Source organism: Microbacterium sp. zg-YB36 (assembly GCF_024623575.2).
Taxonomy (GTDB): Bacteria; Actinomycetota; Actinomycetes; order Actinomycetales; family Microbacteriaceae; genus Microbacterium.
Genome location: NZ_JANJFD020000001.1, coordinates 398,601 through 412,319, shown reverse-complemented (window position 1 = coordinate 412,319; position 13,719 = coordinate 398,601). Strand labels below are relative to the sequence as shown.

Below are 13,719 nucleotides of genomic sequence, written 5' to 3'. Positions count from 1 at the left end.
CCTCACTGCAGGCAGAACTCGTTGCCCTCAGGGTCACGCAGTTGGTAGTACATCTCGGGCCACGGGCCCCAGGTCTGCTCGACGAGGCGGACGACTTGCGCGCCTAGCTCGACCAGTCGGTCCTTCTCCTCGTCGAGCTGCTCGCGGGTGGGCCTTCCCTCAGCGACCGCCTGCACGTCCAAGTGCAGGCGGTTGCGTCCCGCCTTCGGCGAATCGGCGTGGTGAAAGAACAGCCGCGGGCCGACGCCCGCCGGATCCTCGGCAAGTGAGCGAGTGGCCAGATCGGCCTCGGTCAGCCCGGCGTCGAGAAGTTGCTGGCGCAAGGGATCCTCCCATTCGAGGAGGGGGTAGCCGAACACCCCTGCCCAGAAATGGGCGAGCCTGCGCGGATCGTTCGCGTAGAAGGTGATGTTGCCGAGCGTCGCCATGTCACGCCTCCATCGGTCGAATGTGGCCCCCACTGTACGGACACGCCCGGACATCGCAGCCGATTCGATCCGCGCCCTGGACGTGTTGTAGTCTTTACGAGTTGCCGCGCGAGAGTGAGGCAGTGTTTGGGCCTGTGGCGCAGCTGGTAGCGCACCTGCATGGCATGCAGGGGGTCAGGGGTTCGAGTCCCCTCAGGTCCACCAAATCCCCGGTTCGCCGGGGATTTTGTGTTTTTTGCGGCGCAGAGCCTGTCGCGGCCGTGACACCATGGCTGGGTGACGATTACCGGCCTGCCGTGGCAGCATCCCGATAAGGGTGGGTCGCGCCTCTCACTCGTCCAGGTCCCTGTTGACGTGATCCACAGACTCGCCCGCGGTGTCGTGACCCGAGATGACGAGACAACGCTGAGTCCGTACGTGACTGGCGATGCGTGCGCCGGTCTATGGGCCATGCGCAGCGAGCAGCTCGCGGCTGCCCAGGGAGATGCGCCGTGGGTGACGCGACTGGTCATCGCCCCCGGTGTCAGGCATCCGGTCGGCCTGGCAGGCTTCCACGGACCACCCGATGCCGTGGGCATGGTCGAAGTCGGATACCGCGTCGACCCGCAGTACCGCCGCAAGGGCTACGCGCGCCAGGCGCTGGAGACGCTGCTAGCCGTCGCACGAACTCAGACCGAGGTGCAGGTCGTGCGCGCGACGATCAGCCCCGATAACCTCGCCTCTCGCGCTCTCATCGCCGACTACCGCTTCACGGAAGTCGGCGAGCAATGGGATGCCGAGGACGGACTGGAGCTCATCTTCGAGGTCCCAGCAGTCCGCATCTCGATTCAGCGACGGCGCACCGGATCGCGCAGGTGAAGTGTTCATATCGGATGGGTATGACCGGCGCGTCCGGCGAAACTGCCGCTGGCAATTCCCGACGCGTCCCGAGTTATCAGTCGCTTCTCGAGAAATGCCGCCCGCAATCCATCCGTATGCGGTCAATGTCGTCGAATGCTCCACGGGCTGGACACGGCGCACGAGGTGACGTTCGCGACGCAGGATGCTATGCAGTTGAGGCGCAACCAACGGGTTGTGGAGCACGTGATCCCGGTCAAGCGAATCATCGTCGAAATTGTGGATCCGAGCCAGGCGGACCCCAGGTCGAACACGCACCATGCACCAATCGCTGGGGGCCCCGCTACTTCGCCGGAACACTTGATCTCAATCTTCGACCGCCTCCTTCAGAAGTGCTGGGTTACTCAAGATGAGCACGACCGTCTGAATCGAGCCGGCCGCAGTCTCCAGTGGGACGCGCCCGATGGTGACGGATGGTCTCGATACCGACTCGCGGGGGTTGTCGCGCATCGCCTAATTTCAGTCGACACCCCAAGCCGCGAATAGCCATCCGAGCCGGACCGTTCGAAGCACGGGGTCCGTCACCACCGACGACGGCGCACCGGATAGCGCAAGTGGAGCACCCGTTCCCCAGAATCATCGCGTCAGGGTCCTCCAACAGGTGCAGGGGTTCGAGTCCTCTCAGGTCCACCAGAACTCCCGGTAAAGCCTCAAATCTTCCAGTATCGACCCAACGCTCGCTGCTGTCCCTAACCCTCCCTCAGTGGGAGCGGGACTGCGCCGGCTTGATTCGGTCGAAATGATCGGCCGTGCCGGATGCTCCGGTGATCCAACCGTCTGTAACTGCTCTCTTTCGGGCATGGCACGGTGAGGTATCTCTCGCCGAGAGTTGATTCCGTAGCGCAGGCCCGCTCTCGAGCACGCGCGTACCGCTGACAGGGCGGCGTTGCGGGTGTAGCTTGCTCACGAAGGTCGAGCGTGGGGGCTTGACCGAGGGGTAGGTGCTCCATGCGTCTCCGGGCTCTCGCAGCAATCGCAATCGCATCCATAGTCGTGCTCGGCGGTACGCAGCTCTCGCTCCCGGCACGGGCGGCGACGGAGGAGTGCCCCATCGTGTACTACCGGTCAAGCCCTCCCGAGCTGTCGCACCGAGGGACCCTCGTCGCCGACGATCCCGGGTCGAACGCGTACGTGGGCGACCTCAGGTGGTGCTTGGCGACCGGGTTCAATCAGATCACCAATGACTCCGAAGCGGTCTGGATCGTAGGCGGTAGCGTGACTCCGCGCGGCTCGACGACGCTGATGAGGTCGATGCGGGCGCAAGCGGTCCAGGCATACCGCGACGCAGGTCTACTTGCCCCAGCTTTCATACTCCCCGGGGAAACGGTCTCGCTCGAGCGGACGAGGTTCACACTGAGCATCGACCCCGGGCTGACCCGCCAGTGGGTCGCGTTCAGCGCGATTGGCGCACCACTGATCGAACTCGTCGATCTCATCACGGCCGAAGCGACTCCTAAGTGGAACGCCGCCTGGAAGTGCGCACAGGGTGCCGCGGCGTTTGTGGAGACGGCGTCACTCGAGCAGGTCACGATCGAGCAGGTGATTGAGGCCGCCTACGAAGTGCCCGAGACGGCGAATAGCTGTAGCGAGCTGGCGACCGAGGCCAAGCGCATCAGTCGGAAACGCACAGGACAAGTTGTCGTTTCGACGACTGCCGACGACCTCATCAGGGCAGCTTCCAACGTCGACGAGATCTTGAATCCCGCGGCTGCACATTCAATGCTCGCCGCATACTGTCGCCTCGTTCCCAGTCGGCTGGGCTGCTGAGATGTGCGATCTGAGTTCTGGTGGCAGCGACTGACTCTTGAGCCTGTGGGCTCAGTTCCACGCGCACTCCGGTGGACGATGCGACTCCTATGGGGACCGAGATCCCTGCCCGCGCGGACCGCCTCGGGACCGCGGGGCGTGGTGGCGCGGGGGCGGGCGGTGAGCCAGCGTTTCATGGTCTGGTGAAACCGTTCGATCTTTCCCTGGGTTTGCGGGTGGTTCGGGTGCCGTTCTTCTGGATCACGTTCAGCGCGCTCTCGGACCGTCTCGAACTATCGGGAAGTACGCGGCAGTGAGTCTCGTCGGGGCGGTGGGGTGCAAGCCCGACAGCCTCATTCGTCAGTGCGACGTGGCGAGCGAGTCGCGCTGGTTCGGCGGTCCCACGCCCGAAGCTTCTGCGGATTCCGCATGGCCCAGATGTGTTGGATGAGGCCGCCGACGATCTCAAAAGCAAGCACGACCGCGAGTGAATCGTGTTGTTCTGCCACCGGACCGGGCTGACCGTTCACCGTCTGTTCCATCACCACAAGATCCGGTGCTCGAGCTGCCAACGCAGCGAAAGACTGGGCGATCTGTTGCCGACCCTCGACGGGCTGAACTGCGGCCGCGACGATGCCGCCGCCATCGGCGATCATGGTTGCTTTCGGATCGTCGCTTACACACGTGTCTAAGCGAGCGTCCGCTGCCCGTCACGAAACTGCGGAAGTCGGCCGCCCGATCGGCGATAGTGACCTCTTCGACTGACGGTGCCGGATCCTCTCCGGGCCACGCGGTCTGCCGGGTCGCCCTGTCGCGGTCGAGCGGTGTACCGCAAGCGGCGACCCAGTCGTGCAGGCGTTCTCGTGCCCGTCGAAGTCCTGGTGCCAGCCGAGGGGAGCGGAGCCGTGCTGCTCCTCGTCGTAGGCGCAGAGCCAATGCAGGTGTAGGGCGGAGAGCTCCCAGACCAGTTCGGAGTGGCGATGCCATAGCGGCGGGATGATTGACGGGTCCGTCCGGCGTTGGGGGTCGAACTCGAAGGCTAGATTCCGGGGGCTTTGGACATCCGCAAGACGATCCGGGCCCGTGGCGCAGCTGGTAGCGCACCTGCATGGCATGCAGGGGGCAGGTCGCAGACGTAGCGGGCTCGCCATGAATCATGGCTGTGAGCGTCGCTGCTTCGTCACACGGCGTTCAGCACGACGGTAGTGGCGAGCACCACCCATGCCAGGTAGGCGAGGAGGCAGAACCTGTCCGGCCACCCGATTCGGATCTCAGGCGAGCCGCCCCGACCGTGGGCGGGGCGAGCGGCACTGAGGAACCACACCAGGCCGACAAACGGAACTACGGATGCGATCGCCAGCAGCCAGCCGAGGGCGGTCGCCACCCCAACCCCCGCGACCAGTGCGGCAGGGGGAAATCCGGCGAGGCACACTCCGCCCAATACCGTGTGCACCCGGCCCACGGGCGTGGCCTGATCGCGCGGAGTCATGATCGGATCGGAGTCGATGAACGCGGCGCCCAGCGCGCCTAGTGCGACGGCGGCAAGGCCGACTGTCCACGCTTCGCCGAACGACCACAAGGCGACGCACATCGCGGCAGGACTGATCGCCATCGTGACGAAGGCGAGGCGCATGACCCACCCGAACCGCCCGAGGGAGTACTCGCTGATCATCCGCCAGGACGGGTCGTACTCGGGCTCGATGACGTGAAGGATCGCAATCAGCCCAGCCGTGATCCCGCCGGCGACGAGCGCCGTCACCGCAGCGATGGCAGCGACGCTCAATATCCGACAGCGATACCTGCAGTGACCAACGGCATCCTCCTGCGCGGCACTATATCCGGCGGTGGCTCGCGATCCCAGGCGGACGCGACAGCGGAGGAGCAGAACTTCAGCGTCTGAGAGGGTCTCCGCCCTCGATTCAGCCGCGGTGGGGGATACGGTGGCCGCGTGAACCTCACCGCTGATCCGACCGTCTACGAGGCTTGGATGCTCGGCGCGCAGTGGGTGGGCGCTCTCGCAGCACTCGGCTCGGTGGTGGTGGCGGTCGTGTTCGGTGTGATCACCCTCGGCAACAACCGCAGGTCGAAGGACACCCAGGAGCGCGCGACGCTCATCGCGGCGTTCGAAAGCCCGCAACAATCGCAGGGGGTGCTGCCCGACCGGCGTAGCGGCGACCGCGTTGACTTCACGGTGCGCTCGGCCGGCGGCGAGAGGTGGCTGCTCCTCAACGAAGGCCCCGGCACCGCGTTCAGCGTCAGGATCGACGGTCTCACCGCGCTCGACAACGACCGGCTGCAGCCGGTCACGGCGGGCCAGGGGACGATCGCACCGGGCGATGCGCGTGAGTTCGGGCTGGTGTCGAGGTACACGAGATCGGGACCGGCCAACATCCGGGTGACATACCGTCTCGACCCGGAGGGGCAGGAGCTGCAACGCGTGCTAGTCGTCCCGGCCCCGTAGGGGCGCCTCGTGTCCGCCGGGTCCGCTATCTTCTCGAGCATGGCGACGACGACGCAGCCGCGCACGCGCGTGGGCACAGCATGGCGGATCGCGCTCGTGCTGGTGGGCACCGGCGCGATCTGGACCCTCATGGTCTGGGTGGGAGCGAGTGTCTTCGGCGGCGAGGTCACCCGGGCCAGCCGCATTGTCAACGCGCTACTCATCTTCTGCCTCGCGGTGCCGATGGTCGTCGTCGCCCGACGGTTCCTCGATCAGCGACCGTGGGCAGGTCTGGACCTGCAGGGGCGGGCCTCAGGATGGCGGCACTTCCTCATCGGCGTCGCCTCTTTCTTGCTTCCGTCGGCGATCGGGCTTTCCGTGGCGCTCCTCGCGGGGTGGTTGCAGATCACATCCGTCGTGCCCCCGATCGAACTGATCCTCGCGATCGGTTTCACGGTCCTGACTGTCTTGCTGCTGGAAGCGATCCCGGAAGAACTCATCTTCCGCGGGTACATCTACCGGAATCTCTCCGCCAGGATGGCACCGATCATGGCCGTGCTCGTGCAGGCCGTGCTATTTGCCATCTTCGGTACCGCCCTGTGGGTCCTGACGGCGGGGTGGGGGATTCTCGGCGAGCGGGGCGCACTCTTCCTCGCGATCGGCGTCGTTCTCGGCATCCTGCGCGTCAACTCCGGCAGCCTCTGGAACCCCATCGGGTTCCACCTCGCGTTCCAGGCCGTCGCACAGACGCTCCTCGGACACCCCGGCATCGAGGTGAGTAACCCGGGTGCGGTAACGATGGCCGGGATCATCCCTGCATTCGTGCTGGGTGGCACCCTCACGCTCGCGCTCACGCGCCGGCGGCCGAACTGGCTGACGCCTGAGCCGGACGAGCGCCCAACCTCGGGACGTGGCTGACCTACCGCGCCTGTCACGCGATGGCACTATCGAGCGCCGATCAGCCACAGCTGGCGATCCCCGTGACCTCGAACGGGAACCACTCGGCATCACTGCCGATCCAGTCGGGCGGAAGGCCGAGATCGGGTTGCTCGCGGCCGTCTCGGCGCCCAGGCGGACGTCGACGTCGAACCCGAGATGCCACGGATATGCTGTCCTGGTGATCGGTGCCGAGAGGTTCGAGGAACTGCGGCCGCTGTTGTTCTCCATCGCCTATCGCATCCTGGGCAGTGTGGGCGCGGCCGAAGATGTGGTGCAGGAGGCGTGGCTGCGGGCTGATGCTTCCGACAGCCGTCCCGAGTCGCCGAAGGCATTCCTGGCGACCGTCGTGACCAGGTTGTCGATCAATGAGTTGCGGTCGGCTCGGGCGCGCCGAGAGCAGTACGTCGGAGCATGGTTTCCGGAGCCCTTGCTGGAGGATCCGTACCAGGATCCGGACCGTGCCGTTGAACTCGCAGAATCCGTGTCGACCGCGGCTCTGCTCTTGCTGGAGCGTCTCAGCCCGCTGGAACGCGCCGTGTTCGTCCTGCAGGATGTGTTCGGCTTCGGGTTCGCAGAAATCGCGGCCATGGTCGAGCGTTCTGAGGCCGCATGCCGTCAGTTGGCGGTACGGGCGCGGCACCATATGGCCGAAGGCCGCCCGCGATTCGATGCCGATCCCCGCGAACATGAGCGGCTGGCCACCCGCTTCTTCGCTGCGCTGAAGGACGGGGACGTGGCTGGACTGCGGGAGCTTCTGGCCGCTGACGTCGAGATGGCTTCGGACAGCGGTGGCAAAGCACCAAGTCTGCCCAGGACCATTGTCGGGGCGGACAAGGTCGCGAAGCTGCTGGTGTCGGTCCTGCCCCAGCTCACGCAGATCGGTCTCACACAGGAGGCGCGCTCATTCAACGGCCAGCCGGGCGGGCTGTTCCGCGACAGCGCGGGAATGGTCGTGAGCGTGACCATGCTCGACATCGTCGCCGGGCGGATCCAGGCGATCCGCACAGTGACCAACCCGCAGAAACTCGCCCACCTCGGGCCCGTGGTTGATGCTTGGTCGGTCCACGAGGCGTATCGCGCGGCAACACGCAAGCCTCAGTAAGCCGCGAACGCGCCGCGCAAGCGCGAGCGCGAGCGCGAGCGCGAGCGATGTCACAATCGTCCGGCGTGTCTTGTCTCCCAGATAGCAGCGTCGCTACCGACCTCATCTGGAGGAAGACATGACTGGTTCACCTGCCCGCATCCGCAAGCCGTCTGAGCGCGCGTGGCCCTCGCGGAGCTTTGCGCTGGCGAGCGCGATCTGTATCGGGGCAGCCACTGCGACGAACCTTGGCCTCTATGCCATCGGACGGGCAACCGCCGCCGCTCTCCGGATAGATCCTGGTCTAGGTCAACCCAACCATGTGATCGTTCCCTGGGATGTCGCATGGAAGACCGCCGTACCCCTCGCCGTCGGTGCACTTGTGCTGGCGCTGGTCGCGCGGCGCTTTCCTCGATGGACAATTCTCGCGATCAGTGCGGGCGCCGTCCCCGTAGTGATCAGCATTCCGTTCGTCCTCACCGGAGCGCACGACCTCGCGACAGGTCTCCTCCTCGCCGGAATGCACACGATCGGAGGACTGGCTTACGTCGTGATAGGGATCATCGCCCGGTGGAGCAGCAACCCATAAGCGTCGAGGACCGGGATCCCCGTCGGCTCCCGCCTGCTCGTGAAGGACTCCGGTGCGCGCAGCGCGGTCGTGAGCCGCAGGGCAGCGGGCGCAGCCGCTGCGCGCACCCCGATCGGTGGGACCTATGACCGTTCACTCCCGGTGGCGCTGCAGCTGACGGGCCCCACTCCGGTACGTTCGACGGATGAGCGCTTTGCAGCAGGTCATGCGTCGTGAAGCGTTCATCTACCGCATGCAGTTGTTCCTCGTCGTCGGCGTGGTGCTGTTCGGTCTGATTCCCTTGATCGCGATGATGGTGCTGTCCATGCTGTTCGGGAACGTTCCCAGCGACGTCGGCCCGACTCCCGAGGGGTACCCGGCATTCACACCACCACGGCTGCCCATGTATCCACTGGTCGCCCTCCAGATCGTGCTGACGATCGCGGCGTACCCCGTTCCCATGCGCGACCGTCCAGGTGCGAATCGCCTTGTCCTGCTCCAGTTCAGCACGATCCTGATGGCCTTCACGTTCGCCAATGGCGCCATGGCGTACGAACGGGAGGGCTCGTTCTGGGGGCTCGACTTGCTGGGTTTCGTCTCGCTGGCCGGCGTCGCCGCCCTGCTGCTACGCGCGATCCTCGGCGGTCTCGGGTGGCTTCCACGGGCATGGCAGTTCTACCTCGATCGCGACGGCAACGTGATCGACCCGCAGGACGTCATCCGCGAGTTCCCCACCCGGTCGTGGGAGTGGCGGTTCATCTCCGTACTCGATGCCAAGCTCGCCGCGCACCGGGAGCGGCGGTGGGCGGCGAAGCGGTCGCGGTAGCGATCAGACGTGGCCGGCGTCTGAGCCTCGTGCCAGGATCGGGCACCATGAAGGCCGACTTCAAGAAGACACTTGACGCCTACCAGGCGGCATCCGGGATCTTCCGCGTCGTCGACGTGCCGCCGCTGCAATACCTCGCCGTCGACGGCCGGGGTGACCCGAATACGTCGGCATTCGCGGATGCCATCTCGACACTGTTCCCCGTGGGCTACAAGCTGAAGTTCGCCAGCAAGCAGCAACTGGACCGCGACTACGTCGTGATGCCGCTGGAGGCGCTGTGGTGGGCGGAGGACATGGATGCCTTCACCGCACGGCGCGACAAGTCCGCTTGGCAGTGGACCGCGCTGATGATGGTGCCCGATTGGATCACGCCGGACATGTTCGATTCCGCAGTGGCCACGGTCGCCGGCAGCCGTGATCGGCCGGCCCGGCTCGATGACCTGCGTCTGGAGACCCTCACCGAGGGCCGTTGTGTCCAGACGCTGCACATCGGCTCGTTCGATGACGAAGCGGGCGTGCTCGACCGGATGCATCACGAATTCATCCCGGATGCCGGACTGCGGCTGACCGGGAAGCACCACGAGATCTACCTCAGCGACTTCCGCAGGGTCGAGCCCGCCAAGCTGCGGACGATTCTGCGTCAGCCCGTCTTGGGCTTCTGAGCGCACTCCCAAGGGCGCGTCGGATGCCGCACGTACACTGGCCCGATGCGTCGTGTTGTGCGAATTGTGGGGGTTGCGGCGTGCGCCGTGACGCTGGGGCTCGTCATGCCGGCGGCCGCCTCCGGCGCGGGCGCCGGGGCGGGGAGCGGCTCCACGGTCACGGTCACGTCGGCCGACGACGCCGCTGTTTCAGCGCGCGCCGACAGGCTGGTGGCCGAGATGTCGACCCGTGAGCGCGCGGCATCCGTCGTCATGGGACACATCCCCACAACCGACCCCGCCGTGTTGCGCGACTACATGGCGGCCACCGGTCTGGGCGGGTTCATCCTGATGGGGTCGAACATCCCCGCCGACGAGGCCGCGCTGCGCGCGGTCACCGAGTCCCTCAGCGTCGACCCGGCGCTGCCCCCGCTCATCGGCATCGACGAGGAGGGCGACGACGTGACGCGCCTGCCCTGGGACGACTATCCCGGCGCGGCGACGCTGAAGGACGCTCCGGCGGCGGCCACGACGGATGCCTTTGCCGGCCGCGGCGCCCTGCTGCAGCGGGCGGGCGTGAACGTGAACTTCGGCATCGTCGGCGATGTCCCCGCTGATTCGGGCAGTTTCATCTTCCGCCGCGCCCTCGGCACGATGCCGCAGCCCTCGGCCGAACGGGTCACCGCCGCCGTCACGGGCGAAGCAGGCGCGGTGGCGAGCACGCTCAAGCACTTCCCCGGACACGGCGCGGCGCCGGGGGACTCTCACCACATGCTGCCGACGACCGACCTCTCCCGTGAGGAGTGGGAGCAGGCGGATGCCGCGCCCTTCCGAGCCGGAATCGACGCGGGGGCGCAGGTGCTGATGTTCGGTCACCTCGTCTACACCGCGGTCGACCCGACCCCCGCCACTCTGTCCGCGGAGTGGCACCGTATCGCCCGGGAGGACCTCGGCTTCGACGGGGTGTCGATCACCGATGATCTGGGCATGCTGCAGAACACCGGCGACCCGCGGTACGCCGACCCGGTCGCCACGGCGGTCGCCGCCATCGCGGCGGGCAACGACATGGTGATGGCCGTGATGCGCTCCGATGCCGGTACGGCAGGGCGGATCGTCGACGGCATCGCCGCCGCGGCGGATTCCGGTGCGCTGGCGCCCGAGCGACTGACGGAAGCGGCGACCCGCGTCACCGAACTGCGGCTGCAGCACACGTCAGGTGCGCTGTTGCCCTGCGCGGACTGTCAGCCCGCGGACTGATCCGGCCGCCAGGCGTCGAGGATCGCCGTGCGTAATGCGTTGCCGCGTTCGGTGAAGCCGCGCTGCTGCCGCACGTAGTCGGCCTTGCCCTCGACGGTCTCGATGGCGACAGGCGTCACGCCCCAGTCCGCGAGGTCGTAGGGGGAAGCAGCCATGTCGAGGGCGCGGATGTCGCGGGCGAGCTCGAACGCGTCGAGCATCAGCTCACCCGGCACGAGCGGGCCGAGCTTCATCGCCCACTTGTAGACGTCCATCCCGGCGTGCAGGCACCCGGGCTGCTCGCGCTGCGGCTGGTCGGCGCGCGTGGGGATGAACCGGTTTCGGGGGACGGCGTCGTCGGTGAAGAACCGGAACGCGTCGATGTGGGTGCAGCGCAGTTCGTGCGCGTCGACCACGTCATCGGTGCCCGCCTGCCCCAACCGCAGCGGGACGGCGTGGCGGGCTTCCGGCGCGCGGTAGACCATCGCCCACTCGTGCAGGCCGAAGCACCCGAACCGCGGCGTACGCGCGGCCGTGAGCCGCAGCATCCGCTCACAGAGGGTGAGCAGGTCCGACTTCGCGGCGGCGAAACCTGCGGCGTCGATGCGCAGGCTGCCGGCACCTGCGCCGGACGTGTACCAGCGCCAGGCGGAGCGGTCGGTGTCCGCGGCATCCGCCAACTCCACCCCGGCTCCCGGATGCCAGCGCCGCAGCAGCCCGGGCTTGTACGAGTAGTACGTGTAGAGGAAGTCATCGACCGGGTGGGTCTGCCCGCGGGCGGCCCGGTCGCGCCGGCCAGCGGTGAGCGCGTCCGCACGTTCGTGGTGCGCATGCTCCCGGTCCTGCCACTGCGCACGGGTCAGCACCGTGTCGGTGTGCGTGGCGAGGCTCATCCTGCGAGCCTACGCGGGGTCGCGGTGCCCGCGTCCGTCGCCCGAGATGCGGAGATCTGCCCGGATGCGCACCCGCACCGGCATCCGGCCCGCATTTCGGCAGATCTCCTCATCTCGGCAAGCAGCGGCGCCGGGGACGGCACGGACTCGCCACCGTACGCGAGGGAGTACCCGAGCACCCGCGCGGGTGAGGGGACTCAGCCGACCGGTTCGATGAGGTCGGGGGAGTCGTTGCGCACGTTGCCGACGGCTGCGGAGACCACGTGGTCCTCGAGGGTGTCCGCAAGGGCGGGGGCAGCGCCGATCGCGGCATCCAGCAGATCGCGCACGTTGTGGTCGTCGGTGTCGGTATCCAGCCACGCATCGGCGAAGTCGCCGTCGATGAACAGCGGCATGCGGTCGTGGATCGACCCCAGCCGCCCGATCGATTCCCGCGTGAGGATCGTGAAGCTCAACAGCCACCGCTCGGGGTCATCGTCGGCCTTCTGCGGGTCCTTCCACCACTCGTACAGTCCGGCGAAGAACATCGGCTGGTCGTCGGCGGGATGGATGTAGTGCGGCACCTTGCCGCCGTCGACCTGTTTCCACTCGTAGTAGCCGGATGCCGGCACCACGGCGCGCCGCTTGATGAGCGCGCTGCGGAACATCGGCTTGTCTTCGAGCTCTTCGGCCCGGGCGTTGAACGCCCGCACACCGACGCTCGGGTCCTTCGCCCAGCCGGGCACCAATCCCCACCGCGCCGACTCCAGGCGACGGGTCGCCGGCTCGGTCTTGGCGGAATCGAGCACGATCGCCGCCCGCGCCGTGGGCGCGATGTTGTACGACGGCTGAGGCAGCACATCGCCTTCGACATCGACGCGCAAGACGCCGACCAGTTCGGATGCCACATTGGCGACGACGAAGCGACCACACATGACTGCAAGCGTACGCGGCGGGTCCGACATCCGAGCCCGGCGCCGCGTCACCCGGTGTTAGACAGGGGGATCGGGCTGAAGCACCCCGACGCCGGCGAGGCGGTCGAGCAAGCCTGCGCCGTCGGACTCCGTCACCCACGGCACGCCGGCTGCCGAGTGGTCGTCGACGACCGTGCGCCCACCGGCGAGCACCGCTTCGGTCGTGGACAGGCGCCGAATCGCCACCGCACGGACGTGGTCCGGATGCTCGACGGCGAAGGCGGTGTACAACGCATCATCATGCTGGCCGTCGTCACCGAGCAGGAGCCACTTGATCTGCGGGAACTCTCGCGCCAGGCGCGCGAGGTTCTCCGCCTTGTGCATCTGCCCGCTGCGGAACCACCGGTCGTGCGTCGGTCCCCAGTCGGTAAGCAGCATCGCGCCCGGCGGAAAGACATGGCGCCGCAAGAACCGCATGAGGGTGGGCGCGACATTCCAGGCACCCGTGGAGAGGTAGACCATCGGGGAGCCCGGGTTCTCACGGACGATCCGCTCCAGCAGCACCGCCATGCCCGGAACCGGCTGGCGTGCGTGCTCGTCCAGGACGAACGAGTTCCACGCCGCGACGAGCGGACGAGGGAGAGCGGTGACCATGACGGTGTCGTCGACGTCCGAGACGATCCCGAAGCGCACATCCGGGGCGACGATGAACACGCGGGTCTCGACCGGTTCACCGTCTTCGACGGACATGGTGATCGGCTGCCACCCAGGCTCCAGCGTCCCCGGCAACGTCTGGTCGATCACACCGCCCCGATCGGCAACGACCTCGTGCACGACGCCATCGATCTCGATGCGGACCTGGGCGAAGCCCACCGGAACCGACGCGAAGCTGCGCCACCCCCGCACGCCGGCGAATTCGCCGCTGGCATCAGCGGGTACCGAGGGAACGATCAGCACGCGTCCGAGCACGCGGACCCAGTCAGGGCCCCCATATCCGGGGAACGCAGCGACGGTCGGGCGCTGGCCGCGCCGCCTCGCCCGGCGCTCACGCCAGGAATGGAAGCGGTACTCCAGACGCGCTATCCAGAGGATCTTCGGGCGCGAGGTTGCGGGGTCTGTGCCGGGCATCCC

15 protein-coding genes, 2 tRNA genes and 2 pseudogenes are annotated in these 13,719 nt (G+C 67.2%); 11 read left to right on the top strand and 8 right to left on the bottom strand.

Annotation, left to right across the window (positions count from 1 at the left end; genetic code table 11):
- Positions 1-2: 2 nt before the first annotated feature.
- Entirely contained in the window at positions 3-428 is a 426-nt protein-coding gene (locus NQ151_RS01995; protein WP_257526851.1) for a VOC family protein, read from the bottom strand.
- Between the two features lie 128 nt (positions 429-556).
- Between NQ151_RS01995 and NQ151_RS01990 the strand changes: the two genes are divergently transcribed.
- From NQ151_RS01990 to NQ151_RS01980, 3 genes are all read left to right on the top strand, one after another.
- A tRNA-Ala gene (locus tag NQ151_RS01990) sits at positions 557-632 on the top strand.
- Positions 633-845: 213 nt separating this feature from the next.
- Positions 846-1,286, top strand: coding sequence for a GNAT family N-acetyltransferase (locus NQ151_RS01985; RefSeq protein ID WP_257526850.1), 441 nt, complete (start codon positions 846-848; stop codon positions 1,284-1,286).
- Between the two features lie 987 nt (positions 1,287-2,273).
- Positions 2,274-3,092 (top strand): hypothetical protein, encoded by an 819-nt coding sequence (locus tag NQ151_RS01980; protein WP_257527855.1) that lies wholly within the window; start codon positions 2,274-2,276, stop codon positions 3,090-3,092.
- 143 nt (positions 3,093-3,235) lie between these two features.
- On the opposite strand, the pseudogene NQ151_RS16805 reads toward NQ151_RS01980, so the two are convergent.
- The 3 genes and pseudogenes from NQ151_RS16805 to NQ151_RS01970 all read right to left on the bottom strand — a co-directional run.
- Positions 3,236-3,345: pseudogene (locus NQ151_RS16805) on the bottom strand (integrase core domain-containing protein); the annotation flags it as partial.
- A 79-nt stretch (positions 3,346-3,424) separates the two neighbouring features.
- On the bottom strand, positions 3,425-3,727 hold the full coding sequence (locus NQ151_RS01975) for a sigma-70 family RNA polymerase sigma factor family protein (protein WP_257527854.1): 303 nt from the start codon (positions 3,725-3,727) through the stop codon (positions 3,425-3,427).
- Between the two features lie 55 nt (positions 3,728-3,782).
- Positions 3,783-4,075 (bottom strand): annotated as a pseudogene (locus NQ151_RS01970) (hypothetical protein); the annotation flags it as partial.
- A 73-nt stretch (positions 4,076-4,148) separates the two neighbouring features.
- On the opposite strand from NQ151_RS01970, the gene NQ151_RS01965 reads away from it, so the two are divergent.
- Positions 4,149-4,221, top strand: a tRNA-Ala gene (locus NQ151_RS01965).
- A gap of 30 nt (positions 4,222-4,251) precedes the next feature.
- Here NQ151_RS01965 and NQ151_RS01960 read toward each other — a convergent pair.
- Positions 4,252-4,854, bottom strand: a complete 603-nt coding sequence (locus tag NQ151_RS01960) for a DUF998 domain-containing protein (protein WP_257526849.1) — start codon at positions 4,852-4,854, stop codon at positions 4,252-4,254.
- 165 nt (positions 4,855-5,019) lie between these two features.
- Here NQ151_RS01960 and NQ151_RS01955 point away from each other — a divergent pair, with 165 nt between their 5' ends.
- The 7 genes from NQ151_RS01955 to NQ151_RS01925 all read left to right on the top strand — a co-directional run bounded on the left by NQ151_RS01955 (position 5,020) and on the right by NQ151_RS01925 (position 10,823).
- Positions 5,020-5,532: a hypothetical protein gene (locus NQ151_RS01955; protein ID WP_257509689.1), complete on the top strand. Its 513-nt coding sequence runs from the start codon at positions 5,020-5,022 to the stop codon at positions 5,530-5,532.
- A gap of 39 nt (positions 5,533-5,571) precedes the next feature.
- Positions 5,572-6,429, top strand: a complete 858-nt coding sequence (locus NQ151_RS01950) for a CPBP family intramembrane glutamic endopeptidase (protein ID WP_257526848.1) — start codon at positions 5,572-5,574, stop codon at positions 6,427-6,429.
- Between the two features lie 199 nt (positions 6,430-6,628).
- Positions 6,629-7,552, top strand: coding sequence for an RNA polymerase sigma-70 factor (locus NQ151_RS01945; protein WP_257509691.1), 924 nt, complete (start codon positions 6,629-6,631; stop codon positions 7,550-7,552).
- A gap of 118 nt (positions 7,553-7,670) precedes the next feature.
- The gene (locus NQ151_RS01940) at positions 7,671-8,120 is read left to right on the top strand and encodes a DUF6069 family protein (protein ID WP_257526847.1); all 450 of its coding nucleotides are present in this window, start codon (positions 7,671-7,673) and stop codon (positions 8,118-8,120) included.
- Positions 8,121-8,304: 184 nt separating this feature from the next.
- A complete protein-coding gene (locus tag NQ151_RS01935; RefSeq protein WP_257526846.1) occupies positions 8,305-8,925 on the top strand; it encodes a hypothetical protein in 621 nt (206 codons plus the stop codon).
- A gap of 47 nt (positions 8,926-8,972) precedes the next feature.
- Positions 8,973-9,587, top strand: coding sequence for a GyrI-like domain-containing protein (locus NQ151_RS01930; RefSeq protein ID WP_257526845.1), 615 nt, complete (start codon positions 8,973-8,975; stop codon positions 9,585-9,587).
- 45 nt (positions 9,588-9,632) lie between these two features.
- A complete protein-coding gene (locus NQ151_RS01925; RefSeq protein WP_257526844.1) occupies positions 9,633-10,823 on the top strand; it encodes a glycoside hydrolase family 3 N-terminal domain-containing protein in 1,191 nt (396 codons plus the stop codon).
- On the opposite strand, the gene NQ151_RS01920 is transcribed toward NQ151_RS01925, so the two are convergent.
- The 3 genes from NQ151_RS01920 to NQ151_RS01910 form a co-directional block, all read right to left on the bottom strand.
- Positions 10,808-11,695, bottom strand: a complete 888-nt coding sequence (locus NQ151_RS01920; protein WP_257526843.1) for a 3-methyladenine DNA glycosylase — start codon at positions 11,693-11,695, stop codon at positions 10,808-10,810. The genes NQ151_RS01925 and NQ151_RS01920 overlap by 16 nt on opposite strands.
- A gap of 197 nt (positions 11,696-11,892) precedes the next feature.
- Positions 11,893-12,609, bottom strand: a complete 717-nt coding sequence (locus tag NQ151_RS01915) for an SOS response-associated peptidase (RefSeq protein ID WP_257526842.1) — start codon at positions 12,607-12,609, stop codon at positions 11,893-11,895.
- Between the two features lie 57 nt (positions 12,610-12,666).
- Positions 12,667-13,716 carry an App1 family protein phosphatidate phosphatase gene (locus NQ151_RS01910; protein WP_257526841.1) on the bottom strand — a complete coding sequence of 350 codons (1,050 nt, stop codon included), beginning with the start codon at positions 13,714-13,716 and terminating at the stop codon, positions 12,667-12,669.
- Between the last annotated feature and the right edge of the window lie 3 nt (positions 13,717-13,719).